Annotated in this window: 15 protein-coding genes; 9 read left to right on the top strand and 6 right to left on the bottom strand. The window is 67.5% G+C overall.

Annotation, left to right across the window (positions count from 1 at the left end; genetic code table 11):
- Together TSH64_RS00325 and TSH64_RS00320 are read left to right on the top strand one after the other, a co-directional pair.
- Positions 1-2,867: calcium-binding protein (locus TSH64_RS00325; RefSeq protein ID WP_146207959.1), on the top strand; the 2,867-nt coding region annotated here is incomplete at its 5' end.
- Positions 2,868-2,972: 105 nt separating this feature from the next.
- Positions 2,973-4,847 carry a tetratricopeptide repeat protein gene (locus tag TSH64_RS00320; RefSeq protein ID WP_109095172.1) on the top strand — a complete coding sequence of 625 codons (1,875 nt, stop codon included), beginning with the start codon at positions 2,973-2,975 and terminating at the stop codon, positions 4,845-4,847.
- A gap of 29 nt (positions 4,848-4,876) precedes the next feature.
- On the opposite strand, the gene TSH64_RS00315 is transcribed toward TSH64_RS00320, so the two are convergent.
- The 3 genes from TSH64_RS00315 to gmd all read right to left on the bottom strand — a co-directional run bounded on the left by TSH64_RS00315 (position 4,877) and on the right by gmd (position 7,485).
- Positions 4,877-5,308 carry a hypothetical protein gene (locus TSH64_RS00315; protein ID WP_109095171.1) on the bottom strand — a complete coding sequence of 144 codons (432 nt, stop codon included), beginning with the start codon at positions 5,306-5,308 and terminating at the stop codon, positions 4,877-4,879.
- Between the two features lie 69 nt (positions 5,309-5,377).
- Entirely contained in the window at positions 5,378-6,373 is a 996-nt protein-coding gene (locus TSH64_RS00310; protein ID WP_109095170.1) for a GDP-mannose 4,6-dehydratase, read from the bottom strand.
- Positions 6,374-6,429: 56 nt separating this feature from the next.
- Positions 6,430-7,485, bottom strand: a complete 1,056-nt coding sequence (gene gmd / locus TSH64_RS00305; protein ID WP_247872677.1) for a GDP-mannose 4,6-dehydratase — start codon at positions 7,483-7,485, stop codon at positions 6,430-6,432.
- Positions 7,486-7,767: 282 nt separating this feature from the next.
- Here gmd and TSH64_RS00300 point away from each other — a divergent pair, with 282 nt between their 5' ends.
- From TSH64_RS00300 to TSH64_RS00285, 4 genes are all read left to right on the top strand, one after another.
- Positions 7,768-9,702, top strand: coding sequence for a tetratricopeptide repeat protein (locus TSH64_RS00300; protein WP_109095168.1), 1,935 nt, complete (start codon positions 7,768-7,770; stop codon positions 9,700-9,702).
- Between the two features lie 56 nt (positions 9,703-9,758).
- Positions 9,759-10,517, top strand: coding sequence for a class I SAM-dependent methyltransferase (locus TSH64_RS00295; RefSeq protein ID WP_109095167.1), 759 nt, complete (start codon positions 9,759-9,761; stop codon positions 10,515-10,517).
- Positions 10,510-11,430, top strand: coding sequence for a class I SAM-dependent methyltransferase (locus TSH64_RS00290; protein ID WP_109095166.1), 921 nt, complete (start codon positions 10,510-10,512; stop codon positions 11,428-11,430). Before TSH64_RS00295 ends, TSH64_RS00290 begins: the two co-directional genes overlap by 8 nt.
- An 88-nt stretch (positions 11,431-11,518) precedes the next feature.
- Positions 11,519-12,136, top strand: coding sequence for a CatB-related O-acetyltransferase (locus TSH64_RS00285; protein WP_109095165.1), 618 nt, complete (start codon positions 11,519-11,521; stop codon positions 12,134-12,136).
- Positions 12,137-12,175: 39 nt separating this feature from the next.
- Here TSH64_RS00285 and TSH64_RS00280 read toward each other — a convergent pair whose 3' ends face one another.
- Positions 12,176-13,309: a glycosyltransferase family 4 protein gene (locus TSH64_RS00280; RefSeq protein ID WP_158285312.1), complete on the bottom strand. Its 1,134-nt coding sequence runs from the start codon at positions 13,307-13,309 to the stop codon at positions 12,176-12,178.
- A gap of 251 nt (positions 13,310-13,560) precedes the next feature.
- On the opposite strand from TSH64_RS00280, the gene TSH64_RS00275 reads away from it, so the two are divergent.
- A complete protein-coding gene (locus tag TSH64_RS00275; RefSeq protein ID WP_158285311.1) occupies positions 13,561-14,892 on the top strand; it encodes a glycosyltransferase family 10 in 1,332 nt (443 codons plus the stop codon).
- A 166-nt stretch (positions 14,893-15,058) separates the two neighbouring features.
- The gene (locus tag TSH64_RS00270) at positions 15,059-16,915 is read left to right on the top strand and encodes a tetratricopeptide repeat protein (protein ID WP_109095162.1); all 1,857 of its coding nucleotides are present in this window, start codon (positions 15,059-15,061) and stop codon (positions 16,913-16,915) included.
- Here TSH64_RS00270 and TSH64_RS00265 read toward each other — a convergent pair.
- Both TSH64_RS00265 and TSH64_RS00260 read right to left on the bottom strand, forming a co-directional pair.
- Positions 16,912-17,580 carry a formyltransferase family protein gene (locus TSH64_RS00265; protein WP_109095161.1) on the bottom strand — a complete coding sequence of 223 codons (669 nt, stop codon included), beginning with the start codon at positions 17,578-17,580 and terminating at the stop codon, positions 16,912-16,914. The two genes, TSH64_RS00270 and TSH64_RS00265, sit on opposite strands and share 4 nt — an antisense overlap.
- Before the next feature lie 43 nt (positions 17,581-17,623).
- The gene (locus TSH64_RS00260; protein WP_247872676.1) at positions 17,624-18,748 is read right to left on the bottom strand and encodes a glycosyltransferase family 4 protein; all 1,125 of its coding nucleotides are present in this window, start codon (positions 18,746-18,748) and stop codon (positions 17,624-17,626) included.
- Between the two features lie 224 nt (positions 18,749-18,972).
- Between TSH64_RS00260 and TSH64_RS00250 the strand changes: the two genes are divergently transcribed.
- Entirely contained in the window at positions 18,973-19,953 is a 981-nt protein-coding gene (locus TSH64_RS00250; RefSeq protein ID WP_109095159.1) for a GDP-L-fucose synthase, read from the top strand.
- The last annotated feature ends 70 nt before the right edge of the window (positions 19,954-20,023 follow it).

The following is a 20,023-nucleotide window of genomic DNA, read 5'->3' as shown; positions in this document are numbered from 1 at the left end:
CCAACACCGCGACGGTTTCGCTGTTCGAGACGATCATCGGCGGCACCGCCTCCGATGCCATCACGATCGGCACCACGGGCGGCACCCTGCTGGTTTCGGGTCTTGAGACCCTGACCGGTAGCTCGCTCTCCGACGTCGTCACCCTCGGCTCGGCCGGCAACACCCTCGCGGTGACGCTGATCGAGACGCTGAACGGCGGCTCGGGCGTCGACGTCGTGTCGCTGGGCACGGCGGGCAACACCCTGCTGGTCTCGGCTCTGGAAACCATCACCGGTTCCACCGCCACCGACCTGATCACCATCGGCACGGCCGGCAGCACGCTGCTCGCCAACCTGCTGGAGACGGTCACCGGCGGTCTGGGCACCGACGTGATCTTCCTGGGCTCGTCCGGCAACACGATGCTGGCTTCGGGCATCGAGATCCTGGTCGGCGGCACCAACACCGACGTCGTCACGCTGGGCACCGCGGGCAACACCCTGATCCTGCGTGGCCTTGAGACCCTGATCGGCTCCGTCGGCACCGACGTCGTCACCATCGGCGACACCGGCACCACCATGCTGGTTTCGGGCATCGAGACCCTGGCCGGCGGCGCAGGCCTCGACCTGATCCAGCTGAGCACGGCGGGCAACACCCTGCTGGTTTCGGGTCTTGAGACCCTGACCGGTAGCGTGGGCACCGACATCATCACGCTGGGCACCGTGGGCAACACCCTGGTGGTCAACGCGATCGACACGCTGACCGGCGGCACGGGTTCCGACCTCGTGTTCCTGGGTTCGGGCGGTTCGACGCTGCTGGCGGCTGGCCTGGAAATCCTGGTCGGCGGCACGGGCGTCGATGTGGTCACGCTGGGCACGGCCGGCAACACGGTGCTGCTGCGCGGCATCGAGACGCTGACCGGCGGTCTGGGCACCGACGTCATCACGCTCGGCAACACCGCCAACTCGCTGATCGTCGGCGGCATCGAGACGCTGATCGGTGGCCTCGCCTCCGACATCGTCACGCTGGGTACCGCGGGCAACACCCTGCTGGTTTCGGGTCTGGAGACCCTGACCGGTGGCGTGGGCACCGACATCGTGACCATCGGCTCGGCCGGCGGCACGCTGCTGGTGAGCGGCATCGAAACGGTGATCGGCGGCACGGGCCTGGAGGTGATCTTCACCAGCACGGCTGGTTCGACCCTCACCGTCTCGGGTGCGGACTTCGTGATCGGCAGCGCCGGCACCGACGTCCTGACCCTGGGCACGGCCGGCAACACCACCACCATCCGCGGCATCGAGACGCTGATCGGCGGTGCGGGTTCCGACCTGGTGATCCTGGGCGACACCGGCAACACGCTGAACCTGGGCTTGGGCATCGAGATCCTGGTCGGCGGCACCGGCACCGACGTGCTGACCATCGGCACCTCGGGCACGACCCTGCTGACCCGCGGCATCGAGACGCTGATCGGCGGCGTGGGCACCGACGTCATCACGCTCGGTGACACGGTGAACACCATCACCGTGACGGGCATCGAGACCCTGACCGGCGGTGCGAACACCGACGTCGTCTTCACCGGTTCGGCCGGCGTGACGATGACGGTCTCGGGCGTCGAGTTCCTGGTCGGCGGCACCGGTTCGGATGTCGTGACCCTGGGCTCCTCGGGCAACACGGTCATCACCCGCGGCATCGACACCCTGTCGGGCGGTGCGGGCAGCGACCTGGTGTTCCTGGGCGACACCGGCGTCACCATGACGCTGGGTTCGGGCATCGAGATCCTGGTCGGCGGCGCTGCCACCGACGTCATCACTCTGGGCACCTCGGGCAGCACCCTGCTGACCCGTGCGGTCGAGACGCTGATCGGCGGCGTGGGCACCGACGTCATCACCCTGGGCGACACCCCGAACACGGTCACCGTGACGGGCGTTGAGACCCTGGTCGGTGGCGCCAACACCGACATCGTCTTCACCGGTTCGGCCGGCGTGACGATGACGGCCTCGGGCGTCGAGTTCCTGGTCGGCGGTACCGGTTCGGATGTCGTGACCCTGGGTGCGGCGGGCAACACCGTCATCACCCGCGGCATCGACACCATGATCGGTGGTGCGGGCAGCGACCTGGTGATCCTGGGCGACACGGGCGTCACCATGCGGGCCGAGAGCGGGATCGAGATCCTGGTCGGCGGCGCCGGTTCCGACCTCGTCAGCCTCGGCGATGGCGGCAACACGGTCCTGCTGCGCGGCATCGAGACCCTGACCGGCGGCACCGGCAACGACGTGATCACGCTGGGCAACACCGGTGTGACGATGTCGGTCTCGGGCATCGAGACGCTGATCGGCGGCACGGGCACCGACGCCATCACGGTGACCGGCGGTGCGGGCATCCGCTTCCAGGCCGGCACGGGCGACAGCCTGAGCCTGGCTTCGGGCAGCGGCACCGACACGGTGGTGTACTCGTCCTTCACCGACATCTCGGCGCTGGGCGCGAACACCGGCTTCGTCTCGGTCTCGAACTTCCAGTCGGGCACCGACAAGGTGCAGCTGACCGGTACGGCCCGGACCGCTGCGGACAAGAACGGCGATGCCTCGCTCTCGACGGCCTCTGCTGCGACCAACGGCGTGAACATCGGCTCCAACGAGCTGGTGAGCCTGACCTCGGTCGTCAGCGGCAGCCTGACGGACGCTTCGCTGGCCAGCTTCCGCTCGGCCCTGGGGACGCTGACGAACTCGTCGGCTGGTGCAAGCACGCTGGTTCTGGCCAACAACGGCACCAGCTCCGGCCTGTACCAAGTGGTCGACACCAACGGCGACGGCCAGGTGGCCGCCACCGAGGTCCGGCTGCTCGGCGTCTACAACGGCACCGTCCTCTCGCTCTCCGACATCAACCTCGGTTGATGATGGGGGCCTGAGCCCAAGCCTGCTAAAAGGAGGGGGCGCCCGCAGGGGCGCCCCCTTTCCCTTTGTGCGGACCTATTCCGGTAAGCGGTGTTTCGGTTCCCGATGGCCTTGATCCAAGATGTCTTCACCCATGCCCAGCAGCGTCATGCCGCCGGGCATTTCGCCGAGGCAGCGGCGCTCGCGCGGGAGGTGCTGCGGCTGGCGCCCGATCATGCCGTCACCCGCCACATGCTCGGCACCGCCTTGTGCGCATCCGGCCATGGCGAGGAGGGGCTGGCCCACATTGGTACGGCCATGCTTCTTGATCCGGGCCAGCCGGTCTATGCGGTGAACCTGGCCATCCTGCTTCATTCCCTTGGTATCAAAGCCGATGCGGCTTTCCGTCGCGCCTTGCGGCTGCGGCCGGGCGATGCCCGGTTGCTCGACGGGTTGGGAAGCTGCATGAGCGAGCAGGGCGATAACCCGCAAGCGCTCACTCCCTTGAAGCATCGGCTGGCGCTGGAACCCAACGTGGCCGAGGCCTACCGCAAGGTCGCCATCGTTGCCCAGCGTGCCGGCCAACTGGAGGAGGCGCGGCGGGCTTACCGCCGGGCTTGGCGGTTGGGCGGAGGAGACGGGCTTTTGGTGCGCGAGGCGCTGACCTTGCCGGCCATCCCCCATTCAGCGGCCGAGATCGAGGAAAGCCGCGCCCATTGCGCCGCCGTGCTGCGGCAGGCGCGCGAGCACGGCCTGCGCATCGACAATCCGCTGCGCGAGGTCGGCGTCACGTCCTTTTTCCTGTCCTATCATGGGCTCGACAATCGTGCCTTGAACGGCGAACTGGCTGCCTTGTACCAGGAGGCTTGCCCCTCCTTGCTCTACACCGCCGCGCATTGCCGGGAGTCCGGATGGCCCAGCGCGGCGGAGGACAGGGCCGGTCGGCGGCTCCGCGTCGGCTTCATCTCCGACTATTTCCACAACCACACCATCGGCATGCTGAACGAGGGGCTGATCGAGCGGCTGTCGCGCGAACGCTTCGAGGTGGTGCTCTTCCTCACGCCAGGGCCGGACGACGACCTGCGGCGCCACTTGCGCACCGTGGCGGACCGCGCGGTCGACATTCCGCACGATCTCGGTGCCGCACGGCATATCGTCGCCGAGGAGCGCTTGGATGTCCTGTACTACACCGACATTGGCATGTCGCCCTTCACCTACTTCCTCGCCTTTGCCCGGCTGGCGCCGCGGCAATGCCTGAGCTGGGGGCATCCGGACACCACCGGCATTCCCACCTTGGACGTCTTCTTGAGCTGCGATGTGATGGAGCCGGAGGATGGCGAGGCTCATTACAGCGAACGCCTGATCCGCTTGCCTGGCCCGACCGTCTGCTACCGGCGCCCGCGGCTGGCCGAACCGCGCAAGACCCGCATCGATTTCGGCTTGGCCGCCGAAAGCCGGCTCTACCTCTGTCCGCAGAGCTTGTTCAAGATTCATCCCGTCTATGACGACGCCCTGATCGCCATTCTGCGACGGGATCGTGACGGCATCCTAGTCTTTGTCGATCCGCGCGGCCAAGGCGCTGCCCTGACGCGGCGGCTGAGCGCCAAGGGACCCGATGTGGCCGCCCGCATCCACCTGCTGCCGGGGCTGGGGACCGCGGATTTCATCGCACTGACCGCCGACGCCGATGTCATGCTCGACCCGTTCCATTACAGCGGTGGCAAGACAAGCCTGGAGGCCCTGGCCTTCGGCACGCCGGTGGTGACCTGGCCCGGCGCCTTCATGCGCGGACGCCATACCCTGGGCTTCTACAGGCTGATGGGGCTTGACGACTGCGTGGCGAACGATCCGGCCGATTATGTCGATCGGGCTGTCCGGCTCGGCACCGATCAGCGGCTGCGCGCCCAGGTCCGGCAGCGCATCCTTGAGCGAAGCGCCGTCCTGTTCGACGACGGGACGTCGATCCGGGCGATCGAACGCTTTTTCCAGGAAACGTCCTGACCGGAGCGCGGCCAAGCCGTTTGGGGGGATCAGTGCGCGGGCAGGGCCGACAGGCGGTCGGCCATCCGCAGGACGCCCTGGGCCAACCGGACGATGGCGGGAGAGCCGATGAACAGCTCCCGCAGGGCCGCCCCTTCGCCGAAGCGCAGGACAAAGCCGTTCGGGTTGAAGACCACAGCGACCTTGGCCGTCTCCGACAGGACATGCTGGGTGCGGCCCTGGAACACGGCGTCCAGGATCGACCGCGCAAGCTCGCGGGCGTCCTCGACGTCCAGGGAGGCTATCTCCGGCCCGAGCCGGCTTTCGTTGAACAGGAAGACGCCCTCCAACCGCAGGACGCCTTCGCCGTCCGCCGCTTCGCCTTCATGCAAGGCGATGTGGGACAGGAACTTTCCGTCCGGGAACAGGACGGTGCGGTCGTCCACCTCGATGTTGATGACGAGCTTGCTCCTGGCCGACATGGGGCGGGCTTTCTTCGGAAGGCTGTTCCGGACGGATTAGGGTCTCGGAAAGCGAATTGGGACGGGGACTCAGGCGACCGACCGGCGTGCCATTTCGGCATCCGCCAGCCCGGCGACCACCTGGGCCATGCGGCGTTCGGCACGCCATCCTAGCATCCGGTCCGCCTTGGCGGAGTTGCCCACGCTGAAGGCGATGTCCGAGGGGCGGAGCAGGTCCGGATTGCCGCTGACGTGACGGCGCCAGTCCAGGCCGAAATAGGAGAAGGCCTGGGCGACGAATTCCTCCAGCCGGTTCGCCTCGCCGGTGGCGATCACGAAATCATGGGGTTCGTCCAGAGCCAGCATGCGGGCCATGGCGTCGACATATTCCGGGGCCCAGCCCCAGTCGCGGGCGATCGACAGCGTCCCCAGCTCCAGGACGTCGGTCTTTCCCTCGGCGATGTCGGCAGCCCCGCGGATGATCTTCTGCGTGACGTAACGGGTGGGCCGCAACGGCGATTCATGATTGAACAGGATGCCGGAGCAGGCGAACAGGCCGTAGGCCTCGCGGTAGTTGGCGACCGCCCAGAAGGCGGCGGCCTTGCCGACGCCATAGGGGCTGCGCGGATGAAAGGGGGTGGATTCGTCCGCCGGCGCCTTGGTGTTGCCGAAACATTCGCTGGAGCAGGCGCTGTAGAAGCGGGTATCCAGCTTCAGGAAGCGGATCGCTTCCAGAATGTTGATGGTGCTGGAGATGGTGCTGTTCAGCGTCTCGACCGGCTGGTCGAAGGACAGTCCGACCGAGGCTTGGCTGGCGAGATTGTAGATCTCGGCCGGCCGGACCCGGGCGATGACCTCGACCACGCTGCGGAAGTCGGTCAGCACGGAGGAATGGAGGATCACCCGGCCGAAAATGCCGAGCCGCCGCAAATTGGCGAAGCCCGCCATCTCCCGGTCGCGCGAGGTGCCGTGGACCGCATAGCCCTTGTCCAGCAGAAGCTGGGAGAGATAGGCGCCATCCTGGCCCGAAACGCCGAAGATCAGTGCGGTCTTCGGCTCGCTTCGGGCCACTCCTCCAATGGTCATCGGACGGCGCCTACATCGGTTGCTGGGCGGTCACTGAGCGGCCGCGGGTGGCGGTGTCAGCGGTGATCGCCGCCGCCGGCGAGAAGACGCATGTCGGACTCGACCATCTCCCGGACCAGATCGCGGAACGCGGTGGTGTGGGTCCAGCCCAGCTTCTCGCGCGCCTTGCTGGGGTCGCCCAGCAGCAGGTCGACCTCGGTCGGGCGGAAATAGCGCGGGTCGATGCGGACCACCACCTTGCCGGTCTTCTGGCAGATGCCTTCCTCGTCTACGCCTTCGCCGCGCCATTCGATCCCGCGGCCGATGTGGCCGAAGGCCAGCTCGACGAACTCGCGCACGCTGTGGGTCTCGCCGGTGGCCAGCACGTAGTCGTCCGCCTCGTCCTGCTGCAGGATGCGCCACATGCCCTCGACATAGTCGCGCGCATGGCCCCAGTCGCGCTTGGCGTCCAGGTTGCCGAGATACAGGCAGTCCTGGCGGCCCTGCTCGATGCTGGCCACCGCGCGGGTGATCTTGCGGGTGACGAAGGTCTCGCCGCGGGTCGGGCCTTCATGGTTGAACAGGATGCCGTTGCTGGCGTGCATCCCGTAGGCCTCGCGGTAGTTCACCGTGATCCAGTAGGCGTACAGCTTGGCCGCGGCGTAGGGGCTGCGCGGGTAGAAGGGCGTGGTCTCGCGCTGCGGCGTCTCCTGTACCTTGCCGTACAGCTCCGAGGTGGAGGCCTGGTAGAAGCGCGCGGTCTTCTCCAGACCCAGGATACGGATCGCCTCCAGAAGACGCAGCGTGCCGATGCCGTCGGCGTTGGCGGTATATTCCGGCGTCTCGAAGCTCACATGCACGTGGCTCTGGGCCGCCAGATTGTAGATCTCGGTCGGCTGCACCTGCTGGACTAGGCGGATCAGGTTGGTGCTGTCCGTCAGGTCGCCGTAATGCATGAAGAAGCTGACGTCCTCCTCATGCGGATCCCGGTAGAGATGCTCCACCCGCCCCGTGTTGAAGGACGACGACCGGCGCTTGATGCCGTGGACGATATAGCCCTTCCCCAGCAGAAGCTCGGCAAGATACGCGCCATCCTGGCCGGTGGCGCCGGTGATGAGGGCAACTTTGCGCAAAGGACCGACCCTTGATCTGTACGGCGTTAATGATCGGGCACTATCCTCAAAGGATCCTGGCAAGGCAAGGGGCGTTGCGCCCGATCCCAGATAAGGCACGGGCATCGTGCCGCATTATCGGCTTTCCGGCAGGGCGATGGAGAAGTCGGCGGCGGCACGAACGGAGTTGAAGCGCCTATCGCGGAACGATAGGGTGCGCGCCGAACGGGCCGGCCATCCCCGGCGGCCCCGGTCGGGTGCGGCCGTGGAGCCGGGGCCGGAGGCCGCACAGCACGGATTGTCATGGCTACCGTCGCCGAAGCATTGCAGATCGCCGTGGGACTTCAGCGTGCCGACCGCCTGGACGAGGCGCGCGCGCTCTATCTGCGCATTCTGGAGGTCGATCCACGCAATGCCCATGCCCTGCATCTGCTGGGGCTGATCGAGCGGCGCCAGAACCGCCGGGACAAGGCGCTGGACCTGATCCGGGCCGCTCTCGACATCGCGCCGGAGATGGCGGACGCCGCCTGCAACCTTGGCAGCACCCTGTCCGAATTGGGGCAAGTGGATGCCGCCGCCGCGGCATACCACCGGGCGATCCAGCTTGACCCGTCGCTGGAAGGGGCGCATCTGGCGCTTGCCGCCCTGCTGGGCGGACGTGGCGGGCCGCGCGACTGGGCGACGGCCGCCATGGCCTATCGCCGCGCCCTGCGGCTGAACCCCCATCGTCCCGAAAGCTATCACGACCTCGGAATCGCGCTGCGGCAGGACGGAGCGGTGGATGAGGCGCAGGCAAGCCAGCAGAGGTCGCTCGCCCTGCATCCGGGCTTTGCCAGTGCCTATGCAAAGCTTGGAAACATCCAGCTTGAATTGGGCGATCCTTCCGGTGCCCTGGTCTCCTTCCGCCGCTCACTCATCCTTGAGCCGGGGCAGGGGAGTACACTCTACAACCAGGGCAACGCCCAGCATGCCGCCGGCCTCGCCGATGCGGCGGTCGACAGCTATGCCGCCGCGGCGCGTGCCGGCGTCACTCTGGCGCTGACCCGGCTGGCCGACGTGCTGACCGGCCTTGGCCGGCTGGCCGAGGCGGAACAGGTGCTGCGTCTGGCGCTGACCCGGCCGGGCACCGATGTGCACGGCGCCATCGACATGCTGTCGGCCCTGCTGGCGCGCCAGGGGCGGCATGAGGAGGCGCGGCGCTTCTTCGCCGACTACCGCTATCCGCATGCGGCCGATCCCAACGCCTTCAGGATCGAATGCCTGACCGCGGTCGCCGAGAACTGGCTGGCCGCCGGCGAGATCGACCGTGCGGTGGATGTGCTGGCCGGGGTTCATGGCCATGGCAGCCGCTTCTTCACGGTGAAGTCGATCGCCGGGCTGCAGCAGGCCCTGGCCCGGCAGGGCCGGCGGCTGGAACGTCCGGCCAACCCCGACCCGTCCCTGCCGCGCATCTGTTCGTCCACGCTGGCGACCCATGGCCGCTTTGCCCACAACGTCCTGGAATATGTGCTGCTGCGGCTCTATGCCGAGACCTACGGCTACCGGCTGGAGACGCCGGACTGGGTCGGCGGCTATTACTTCGATCTCGACGATCCCAGGCCCGGTGGCGGGCTGAAGCCGATGCATTTCGGCCGGCGCATCCTGAACGACCTGGTGACCGGGCGGCGCTGCGACCCGCGCCCCGGCGTCGACATCCTTTCGCCGCTGTTCCTGTTCGAGTATCGCGAGGCGTGGCGCGAGCGGGTGCAGTCCTGGCTGCGGCCGCGGCCCGACTGGCTGCCTTATGTCGATCCGGTGATGCAGGCATTGAAGGCACGCGGCAACACGGTGGTGGCCCTGCACATCCGCCGCGGTGACTTCGTCTGGTTCCGCTACACCATCACCGAGACCTCTTGGTACGTCGACTGGCTGAAGGCGCTGTGGCCGACGCTGGACCGGCCGGTGCTGTACATCGCCACCGACGACCCGGCGACCATTGGCGACTTCGCGGAGTTCGCGCCGGTTTCGCTCGACGATCTGGCGAAGGACGGGGCGGTCGAGCCGTGGAAGGGGCTGGAGTTCCTGCAGGATTTCCACGTGCTGATGAACGCCGACGTGCTGGGCGTCAGCGCCCAGAGCGGTTACAGCCAGCTTGCGGCCCTGCTGAACCGCAACGCCCGCCTGTTCGTCGAGCCGGATGCGGCGGCGCAGCGGATCAGGCCCTATTCCCCCTGGACGAGTTCGTCCGGCACCCCTTAAGACCACCGCCATCACGATCAACGCGACGCCCTCGAAAAGGGCAGGAGGGCAGCCCCATGGATCTCGCGACCAAGGAATTCTACGACGACTTCTGGCCCCGTTTCGTGCCGATCTACGACGAGACCAAGAAGTACATGCTGGAGACGCTGACCGAGCGGCAGATCGGCCAGGCTCTGGATGCCGGCTGCGGCCACGGCATCTGCTCCGTCATCCTGTCGGAAATGGCGGAGCGGGTGGTGTCGGTCGACGTCTCGTCGGACAGCCTCGCCACCGCCCGCCAGCAGGCCCAGCGCTTCGGCCGCGACAACATCGAATTCCACCACCAGGATCTGCAGGAGCTGGACACCAACCTCGGTCCGTTCGATCTGGTCTGGTGCTGGGGGGTCGCGATGATGGCGCCCGACCCGATGAAGGTGATGCGCAACCTGATGGCCGTCACCAAGCCGGGCGGCACCGTCTATCTCGGCCTCTACCTGAAGACCTGGCTGTCGCCGGTGCATGAGGGCGTGCGCCATTTCTGCCGCGCCTACATGGACACGCCGGCCCGGCGCAAGCTGGTCGGCGGCTTCTTCACCGGCCTGACCAAGGTCGCCTGTGCGCTGAAGGGTCAGGAGATCAACCGCCGCGCCGACAACGTGTCGATCCAGGCCCAGGTCGAGGACTGGTACTACCCGCCCTACAAGACCTTCTATTCGATCGAGGAGATCGTGGCGCTGTTCGAGCGCAACGGCTTCAAGGCCGACTGCATCCAGGACCGGCTGGGCCGGATGAAGAGCGCCACGATCTTCGTGATCCGGGCGACGAAGAATGGCTGAGGCGGCGGCGGGCTGGCAGGACCGGGCGGCTCCCCCCGACTGGGAGGAGCTGGGCCGGCTGCTGTCCCGCGGCTACATTGACAGCGGCTTCATCGGCGGCGTCACCCGCGTGCCGGTGAAGGACGTCGTGCGCGACATGCTGTCGGAGGCGCGCGCCGACGAACAGGTGGCGGAACTGCGGCGGACGGCCGCGGCTGCCGGCGTCGATGCCGGCAAGGCCCGCATCCTGGAGGTCGGGTCCGGCTGCGGCATGACCGTGGTGCGCGGGCACACGGCGCACGGGCTGGACATCCACGGCATCGAGCCCAGCATGGGCGAATACAGCTCCACGCTCGATGTCTGCCGCCGGCTGATCGAGCATTACGGCCTGCCGGCGGATGCGGTGCGCGACGCCACCGGCGAGGCGATCCCCTTTCCGGACGCCAGCTTCGACATCGTCTATTCCTCCAACGTGCTGGAGCATGTCGGCGATCCGGCGGCGGTGCTGGACGAGGCGCTGCGGGTGCTGAAGCCGGGCGGGCTGCTGCTGATCGTCGTGCCGAATTACGGCTCCTGGTGGGAGGGGCATTACGGCATCCTCTGGCTGCCGCGGATGCCGGCCGGTCTGGCGAAGCTCTATGTCCGGCTGTTCGGCCGCGACCCATCCTATGTCGACACCCTCAACCTGATCGACCGTCCCTGGTTCGACCGCTGGCTCGGCCGCCATCCTGGCCGGCTGGAGGTGCTGGACTGGGGCTGGGGCGTCTTCGAGCAGCGGCTGCGCACGCTGGGCTTCGGCGACTGGGCGGCTCTGTCGGTCGCCAAGCGCATCGTCACCTTCGTCCACCGCTCCGGCCTGCTGGAACCGGCGATCTGGCTCGCCCGGCGCCTGCATTGGGAAACGCCGATCATCTTCGTGGCGCGCAAGGAGTGAGACCCACGCAGACGTCGATCAGGCGTGCTATTCAGCCCGCAGGCGATCCAGAAATTCTGATTTACTGCGATAATCAGGTATAGAAACCATGTATATTGCATTCAATCATAAAGCAAAAGACAGAGACACCGCATACAGTTTTAGTGCAAATGGAAATCCGTGTTTGGTTTTCGTCGGAGCGTTCACCTATTTTTCTGCACCTCTTGAGATCGTTTCCTATGGGGAGTCTGGGCGGATCGAAATCGGAAGATTCTGTTCGGTTGCAGATGGCGTTCATATTTACTTTGGCGGAATGCACGCCATGGATGGTGTCTCGACCTACCCGGCCGAAATGCTGGCGGAATGGATGCCTGAACTTGCCGGGCCGAACAGCACGTTCAGCAAAGGTCCCGTCATCATCGGCAACGACGTGTGGATCGGGGAAGGGGCATCCATACTTTCCGGCGTCACTGTGGGGGATGGAGCCGTCATCGGCGCGCGCGCTGTCGTGTCCCGGGACATCCCGCCCTATAGTGTGGTGGCCGGGAATCCTGCCCACATCGTCCGCAAGCGGCTCCCCGACGCCGATGTCGACTTCCTTCTGTCGATACGCTGGTGGTCCTGGCCCAGCGACAAAATCCGCAAGTTGGCCCACCACATATTCGGCGGCGATGTGGAAGCACTCCGTCTTGCCGTAAGCAGCGAACCGAATGCCTCTCTGAAATGACCCGGCTTCCGCCGTTCGGCGGATCCGGTGACGGGCCGGTCAGCGCCCCATCCGGTACAGGGCGATCAGCGACTTCCATTCCAGCGCCCGGTTTTCCCAGCGGTAATTGGCGCCGATCGCCTGCCGCTGGTGCCGGAGCGACGCCTGGAGGTCCGCTCCGTCGCCGTCGCTCCACTGCCCGATCTTGGCGATCAGGGCGTCGGTGAAGGCCTTTTCGAACCCGCCCCCGCCCTCGCCATAGGGGACCATGGTGGCGAAGCCGGCCGCGCTTTCCGGCAGTGCGCCGCGGTCCGTGCAGACGAGGCTGCAGCCGGCGGCGAGCGCCTCGATGGGGGCGATGCCGGAGGTCTCCTCGAAGGCGGTGGGGTAGGCGACGACGGCGGTGTTCAGCAGCCGCTCGGTCAGGCGGGCATGGGAAAGCGGGCCGCGATAGTCGACGCCTTCCATCGTCATGCCGCTGAGCAGGCGGTGGATGGGGTCGTCGGCCTGCGCGACACCGTAGATCGACTGCCCGGAATAAACGGTCAGCGTTGCGGCCGGGCATTTCGCCCGCACCTCCGGCCACAGCTTCAACAGGGTTTCCAGTCCGCGCGTCGGTGCCGAGACATAGGCCACCTCCAGTGCCGCCCGCTTGGCCGCGAACAGCCCCGCCTCATCGTGATGCCGCCGCAGGACGAAGGGGTTGCAGGCGTTGCGGATCACATGGCACCGCTCCGCCGGGATGGTGTCCCTGAACTTCTCCAGGAAGACCCGCTTCTGCCATTCGCTGACAAACACGATGCCGTCGGCGGAGCGCGCGTGGTCGGTGTCCAGATAATGGGCCAGGCATTTCAGGTCGTGGAACCACACATCGTGCTGGATATGGACCCACAGGAAGACGGGCACGGAGGGGACAAAGCGCTTCACCGCCGTCACGTTGTCGGCGTTGTTGCTGACGATGACCGCGTCGGTCCCGGTCAGGTCCCCGGCGGTGATCTTGGTGCAGTCGACGACCTTGACCCCGCTGTGGCGCGCATCCTGCCCGCTGCCGATGGCAAGCATGACCTCGTGCCCCTCGGCGGCGAGGCAGTCGGACAGGTAGATCAGCGACGAGGCGATGCCACCCATTCCTTCCGTTTCGCTGTAGGCATCGCTCGCCTTCGTCAAATGGGAGTCGATGAGGAGGAGCTTCATGGGTCGAAAAGCCTTTTTCGGAAGGGCGGCAGGCAGCAAGGGGCCGGTGGAGCGGGACCGGTCGGCGATCCCGGAGTTATAGGCCGCCTGCCCGCCGGTTTCATAGCGTCTGCATCCGCCGGACGGCAGGTGCCGGACGATAAGCGCTTCATGTTGAAAAGGTGGGCGGACTGTCCGAGATTGGCCGCCTCTCAGCCTCATCCTTCGCCGTGACGGGCGGGGGAGACAACCTTTGAATGGTCAGCCGATCGATGCGTCAGCGCCTTCAGTTCACCGCCCCGGGCCAGTTCGAGGCCCTGCTGCGGCAGTGCGTCCACCGCCTGTCCATCGATCCGGCCGATGCCAACCAGTGGTTCGTCCTGGCCCAGGGGCTGGAGGGCGTCAGGCGGGACGGGCAGGCGCTTCGCCTTGCGCGACGGGCGATGGCCCTGCTTCCCGGCCAGCCCGTGCTGCTGCGTTTCGCCGGGGCGCTGTCCAAGCGCCTCAACCGGCTGGACGAGGCGAAGGACTGCTATGGCGAGCTTTCCCGCCTTCTGTCCGGCGACGAGAAAGCCCTGGCCGAACTGGCCGACATCGACAGCCGGCAGCGCATCCTGAACGCCCCCCTGCGCGTCCGGGCGGAGCCGAAGGGGGCACCGTCCGCTCCGATCACCGTCAACCTGCTGTACAAATGGTGGGACCAGCCCTGGCTGCGGCAAACCCCCGGCGGCACCGGGCGCTGGGGAAACCACCAGTTCGTCGCCAACCAACAGGGCGGGCAGTCGGACTGGGTGGTTGTCTACGAGGACTTGGACGTGCCGAGGACGGTGACCTGCCGGCAGGGCAACCTCGTCCTGGCGACCGGGGAGCCGCCGTCCCTGTCCCGCTACAGCCGCGGATATTTGGACCAGTTCGATCTGGTCGTCACCTCCCACGAGGATCTGGAGCATCCCCGCGTCCTGCTCTCGCAGGTTCCGCTGCCCTGGCACATCGGGCTGTCCGGTGTGGAGGCGTGGCCCGGCTCCGGACCCATCGGCTACGACCTGCTGTCCGGCGTGACGGGGCTGGACAAGGCCTTCGCCGTCTCCGCCATCGTATCCGACAAGGTGCTCACCGAGGGGCATGTCGTCCGCGGGGAGTTCCTGCGGCGGCTGAAGGACCTCATGGGTGACAAGCTTCACCTGTACGGCCGGGGCTATTGCGAGGTCGCCAACAAATGGGCGGCGATCGCTCCGTACAAATTCCATCTGTGCATAGAGAATTACCAGAGCAGCCATTACTGGACGGAGAAGCTTTCCGACGCCTATCTCGGCTGGTCGATCCCGATCTATCATGGGTTCACCAAGGTCAGGGAGGCATTCGATCCCTCGACCTTCTGCGAGATCGACATCCGCGATCCGGAAGCGACATACCGGCGGATCATGGATTTCATGGAACGGCACAGGGACACCGACGTGTCCGACCTGCTGGCCCGGCAGCGTGCCGCCGTCCTGAACGGCCACAATATGTTCAACCGCCTGGCCGAAATCTGCGCCGATGCCACGGGAACAGCCTGGCGTCAGGTGACCATTCATCCCGAGGTCTCCTTCCAGAAAGGCCGCTGACGGTCCACCCTCCGGGGATCGGGCCGCCGGGTTCATTTGACCGGCCAAATTGGCCTGTGCTATGCCGCCGGAAGGGCCGGGGATCGGGCGGGGTGCCGTTTTCCTCGCCCGAGTTCCTCGCCCAAGCGTCTGCTTTCCCCTGTTCTTCCCCGGTCAAGGCCACGCCATGGGACATGTCACCGATCGCGCCATCGAACTGTACAAGGCCGGGCGCCGGGACGAGGCGCTGTCCCTGGTCGAGCAGGTGCTGCGCGAGGATCCCGTCGACCGAGACGCCTTGAGCCTGGCGGGTGCCATCCTCTACCAGTCGGACCGGCTGGACGAGGCGGAGCGGATGCTGCATCGGTTGATTGCCGGCCATCCGCTGTTCGCGCAGGGGCGCATCAATCTCGCGACGGCGATGCTGGCGCGCGGAGCCAAGCAGGAGGCCCTCCGTCATCTGCGCGTCGCCTGCCTGCTGACGCCCGGGGATCCCGATGCGCACGGCCGTCTCGGCAACCTGCTGCACGGAACCGGCGATTACGCGGCGGCGACGCGCCACATGAGCCATGCCGCCCGGCTGTGCCCCGCCGATCCCGACCGGCAGGTCCTGCTGGCGGTGACCCTGCTGTCGCACTGCGACCATGCCGGGGCGGTGGAGGTGTTGACTCCCGTCCTGGCCCGGCATTCCGGCCATACCGATGCCCGCACCCATCTGGCCGCGGCCTGGCTATCGCTCGGCCGTCCGGATCTGGCGGAAGAGACCCTGCTGGCGGCGGGAAGCGCCCCGTCCGGCGACTTCCCTCCATCGGGTGGCGTGCAGGAGGCCGCGCAAAAAACCGCGCAGGGCGATCCCATACTGTCCCGCGCCCGGCTCTACCGCCAGGTCGCCGCCGACGCCCAGCGGCCCCACACGCCGGAGGGGCTGCTGGTCCGCGCCCCCTTCTCCGTGCTGTCCGGCTATGGCGACTTCGCCCAGCATTTCGTGCGCAGCCTGATGGAATGCGGGACGACCCTGCGGCTGGCCGGGCTGATGGGGGAGGAAAGCTGGCGCCCGGCCTTCACCGACCCGATCCTGCAGGCGGCCGCCCGGCGCCTCGGCGATCCGGTGCGGGCGCGGCTGGCGCTCAGCGTGCTGACCCCGCCACTGGTGGAGCCGGTCCCCGGTCTGCCGACGGTCAACTACACCATGTTCGAGGGGCCGCGCATCCCGGCCTCCTGGGCCGTCTGCAACCGGGCCCACGAGATGGTCGTCGTGCCGACCGACTCCTCGCGCCTGGCCTGGATCGCCGCCGGCCATCCCGAAGACCGCATCCGCGTCTGCCCGCCCGGCATCGCCCCCCATCCGGCCGATGCGGCGGCACAGCCGCTGCCCATCGTCGGTCCGGGCGGTCGCAGCGTGATGGATTACCGGGTGCGGGTTCTCAACATCTCCGACTTCGTCGCGCGGAAGAATCTCGCCGGGCTGCTGCGGGTCTGGCTGCGCGGCACCCGTGCCGACGACGATGCGATCCTGATCCTGAAGGTGGGAAAGGGCGGATCGTCCCTCATGGGCGAGATGCGCCGTCTGGTCGAGGGGGGCATGCGCGCCACCGGCCGGCGGCTGGATGAGGCGGCTCCCATCGCCCTGCTGACCGACCGCTACGACGATGCGGGAATTGCCGGCCTCTATGCCATGGCCACCCATTATCTCAGCCTGTCGCATGGCGAGGGCTGGGACCTGCCGATCACCCGCGCCGGCTGCCTGGGGGCCGGGCTGATCGCGCCCCGGCACAGCGCCTACACCGCCTATCTGAACGACCGGGTCGCCCACCTGATCCCCTGCACCACCGGCCCGGCGCTAATGCCGTACAGCAGCGCCTATTACCAGCCCTTCCATGGGCTGGACTGGTGGCATCCGGACGAGGATGCCGCGGCCGACATCCTGTCCCTCGTCATCCGCGACCCCGAGGGGGAGCGCCGCGACGCAGCCCGTCATCTGATGGACAATTTCACCTGGGACGCCGCCGCCCGCCGTCTGCTCGACGCCCTCGACGGCGTCTAATCCTCCAGCACGAAGCGGCGGCCATGCAGGGTGATGCGGGGGCGGATCCCCTCCTGCTCGACGCTGCGCAAGGCCCGGATGCGGCGCTCCATCTCTTGCGCACCGATGTCGGAGGGCAGGGTGCGGAGGTCGTCCAGCGCCTTGGCCGTGCAGCGGCGGCTGTGGTCCCAGGCAAGCTCGGTGCGGGGCAGAGGCCGGCCGGTCGCCGCCAGCTGGGGCGCCAGTATCACGAACAGATGGACCAGCGCGGTATGGGCCTGGTCGATCAGCCAGACCGGGTCGGGATCGGCGGGCAGGGCGAAGCTGAGTGCGCCGACGATCGGGCCGGCATCCACCCGCTCCACCATTTCGTGGGCGGTGACCCCATACTCCGCCACCCCGTCATAGAGTGCGAAGGCGAAGGGGTAGCGGCCGGGATAGGCGGGCGGGGCCGGGTGGAAATTGTAGGAGGGGCCCGAAACCCGCCGCAGCAGCTCCGCCGGCACCACGCAGTTGGTCCGGAAGGCGACGAGGCGGTCGATCTGCCCACGGTCCGCCATCGCGGCTTCCAGTTGCGGGCGGTCGGCGACCGTCACGACGGTCAGGTCGTGGTTGGCTCCGGCGAGGATGGCGGCAAGATGGCGCGCATCCCCCGGCTGGGCCAACAGGACCAAGTTGGCGGGCATAACCGGACCTCCTCCCTCAAAAATCCTGGCGAAAGCCCCGGTTTCACTGCGTGGCGTCGACGAACGCCTCGGCGAAGGCGCGCCAGCTGCGCTCGGTGCGGATGAAGGCCTTGGCGCGCGCGGCGCGTGCCTTGGCCGCGGCACGGTCGGCGTAGAGCCGCTCCAGCGCCTCCACCAGCTCGTCGACCGAGGATTCGCCCCAGCCGAAGCGGCTGCCTTCGCGGTCGGCGACCGGAACCTGACGGTCGAGCGTCAGGCAGAGGTCGTCGCCCTGGGTCGGGCTCTTCAGCAGGTCGCGGTGGCCGGTGTTGTTGGACAGAACCACCGGTACGCCGCAGGCCATCGCCTCCATGGCGACGAGGTTGGTCGCCCCCTCGCAGCGGTTGGGGAAGACGGCGGCGTGGCAGTCGGCAAGGATCCCGGCGATCTGGTGACGGCCGAGGAAGCCCAGATCGACGAAGCCCTCCTCGTCGGCGCCGTTCTCCATCGCCCAGCTCTTCACGTCGATCATGTTGTTGGGCATGACCCGCGGCGGCTTCGACGCCAGCGGCGATTCCGCCATCGTCATGCCGACCTCCGGCCAGGCGTTCTGCCAAGCGGTGACCAGCAGCGCGTCGGGATGGCGCTGACGGAAGGCGAGGAAGGCGGCCAGCACGATGTCCTGGCCCTTGCGGAACTCCAGCTTGCCGCCGGAAAAGACGACGAAGCGGTCGCCGAAGCGGCTGCTTGGGCGAGCCTCCACCATTTCGGTCGGGTCGATGCCCTGAAAGGCGAGGCCGACATTGTCGAAGCCCCAGATCTCCAGAAGCTGCTTGTTGTAGGTGGAATGCACGACGATGCGGTCGTACTGGCGGGCGCGGGCCATCACCTCGGGCGTGAAGCGGGTATCCTCATAGGCGATGACGCCGATGTTGCGCCGGCCGCGGAAGCGCGTCGACGGACCGCCTGCGGTGAAGCCGTTGCCCAGCGCGTGCAGGACGTCGAACTCCTTCAGCAGCAGCATGTGGCCCTTGGCGTTGTCGGCCATGGCGGCGATCTGCTGGTAGGGGGCTTCCAGCGGCTGCAGCTTTTCGCGGTTTTCCGGGCGCAGGGTGCCCATCAGCGGCTTTTCCAGCAGCAGCGGCGGCCGCCCGGCGTCGGCGAGGTAGAGGGCGGTGTGGACACCCACCAGCCCCCAACCGTGGACCTCCGTGAGCTGCCAGGTAAAAGCCAAGTTCGGAATCATGATGGAAACCCCAATTCTGGGTGCAGGTCAGCGAGCCCAGGCGGGCGCCGGGTGGGCGCCGGGCGGCGGGAAGATCCCGCGCCGGGGCGGCGCTTGTCAAGCCGAGCGGAGCGGACTGGATTCCCCGCCTGCCCGATGCTACGACAGCGGCGGCTTTCCATAGCGGGATGGTGCTCAAGGTGCGGACGGAATCGCTTTTCTCCCTGGAGGGCAAACGGGTCTGGGTGGCCGGGCATCGCGGCATGGCGGGCGCCGCCGTCGTCCGCCGGCTGGAGCGCGAACCCTGCGACCTGCTCACCGTCGGGCGCGACCGCGTAGACCTGCGCCGCCAGTCGGAGGTGGAGGACTGGATGGCCGAAACGAAGCCGGACGTGGTCTTCGTCGCCGCCGCCACCGTCGGCGGCATCCTCGCCAACTCCACCCGGCCGGCCGAGTTCCTCTACGACAACCTGGCGATCGAGATCAACATCATCCATGGCGCCTACCGGACGGCCGTGAAGAAGCTGGTCTTCCTGGGATCCTCCTGCATCTACCCGCGGCTGGCCGAGCAGCCGATGCGCGAGGACGCCCTGCTGACCGGCCCGCTGGAGCCGACCAACGAGTGGTATGCCATCGCCAAGATCGCCGGCATCAAGATGTGTCAGGCCTACCGGCGCCAGTATGGCTGCGACTTCATCTCGGCGATGCCGACCAATCTCTACGGACTGAACGACAATTTCGACCTGCAGGGCGGGCACGTCGCCGCAGCGTTGCTGGCCAAGATCCACCGGGCCAAGGTGGAGGGGTTGCCCTTCGTCGAGCTGTGGGGCACCGGAGCGCCCAGGCGCGAATTCCTGTTTGCCGACGATCTGGCCGATGGCCTGGTCTTCCTGGCCCAGCATTATTCGGGCGAACCGCACGTCAATGTCGGCACCGGGATCGAGGTGTCGATCCGGGAACTGGCCGAGCTGATCCGCGACGTCGTCGGCTATGAGGGCGAGTTCCGCTACGACACCTCCAAGCCGGACGGCAGCCCGCGCAAGCTGATGGACGTCAGCCGGATGAGCGGAATGGGCTGGACCGCAGCCACGTCCTTGCGCGACGGCTTCGCCACCACCTACCGCTGGTTCCTGGAGACTGTCGACCGCGGCGGCCTGCGGGGGGTGTGACCCCCGAACGGTGAAGCCTGCCGGGAGAGGGCGCGGCGCCGACGGGGCCGTGCCCTCTCCTCTTTCATCC

This window comes from Azospirillum sp. TSH64, assembly GCF_003116035.1.
GTDB lineage: Bacteria > Pseudomonadota > Alphaproteobacteria > Azospirillales > Azospirillaceae > Azospirillum.
The sequence above is the reverse complement of the archived record's forward strand: the minus strand, read 5'-3'. Positions and strand labels throughout refer to the sequence as shown.

What these genes read in the sequence shown, in the direction of transcription:
- TSH64_RS00320 (WP_109095172.1), top strand. Translation starts at nt 2,973, where the DNA reads ATGGCCTTGATCCAAGATGTCTTCACCCATGCCCAGCAGCGTCATGCC.
- TSH64_RS00315 (WP_109095171.1), bottom strand. Translation starts at nt 5,308, where the DNA reads ATGTCGGCCAGGAGCAAGCTCGTCATCAACATCGAGGTGGACGACCGC.
- TSH64_RS00310 (WP_109095170.1), bottom strand. Translation starts at nt 6,373, where the DNA reads ATGACCATTGGAGGAGTGGCCCGAAGCGAGCCGAAGACCGCACTGATC.
- TSH64_RS00300 (WP_109095168.1), top strand. Translation starts at nt 7,768, where the DNA reads ATGGCTACCGTCGCCGAAGCATTGCAGATCGCCGTGGGACTTCAGCGT.
- TSH64_RS00295 (WP_109095167.1), top strand. Translation starts at nt 9,759, where the DNA reads ATGGATCTCGCGACCAAGGAATTCTACGACGACTTCTGGCCCCGTTTC.
- TSH64_RS00290 (WP_109095166.1), top strand. Translation starts at nt 10,510, where the DNA reads ATGGCTGAGGCGGCGGCGGGCTGGCAGGACCGGGCGGCTCCCCCCGAC.
- TSH64_RS00285 (WP_109095165.1), top strand. Translation starts at nt 11,519, where the DNA reads ATGTATATTGCATTCAATCATAAAGCAAAAGACAGAGACACCGCATAC.
- TSH64_RS00280 (WP_158285312.1), bottom strand. Translation starts at nt 13,309, where the DNA reads ATGAAGCTCCTCCTCATCGACTCCCATTTGACGAAGGCGAGCGATGCC.
- TSH64_RS00275 (WP_158285311.1), top strand. Translation starts at nt 13,561, where the DNA reads ATGCGTCAGCGCCTTCAGTTCACCGCCCCGGGCCAGTTCGAGGCCCTG.
- TSH64_RS00270 (WP_109095162.1), top strand. Translation starts at nt 15,059, where the DNA reads ATGGGACATGTCACCGATCGCGCCATCGAACTGTACAAGGCCGGGCGC.
- TSH64_RS00265 (WP_109095161.1), bottom strand. Translation starts at nt 17,580, where the DNA reads ATGCCCGCCAACTTGGTCCTGTTGGCCCAGCCGGGGGATGCGCGCCAT.
- TSH64_RS00250 (WP_109095159.1), top strand. Translation starts at nt 18,973, where the DNA reads ATGGTGCTCAAGGTGCGGACGGAATCGCTTTTCTCCCTGGAGGGCAAA.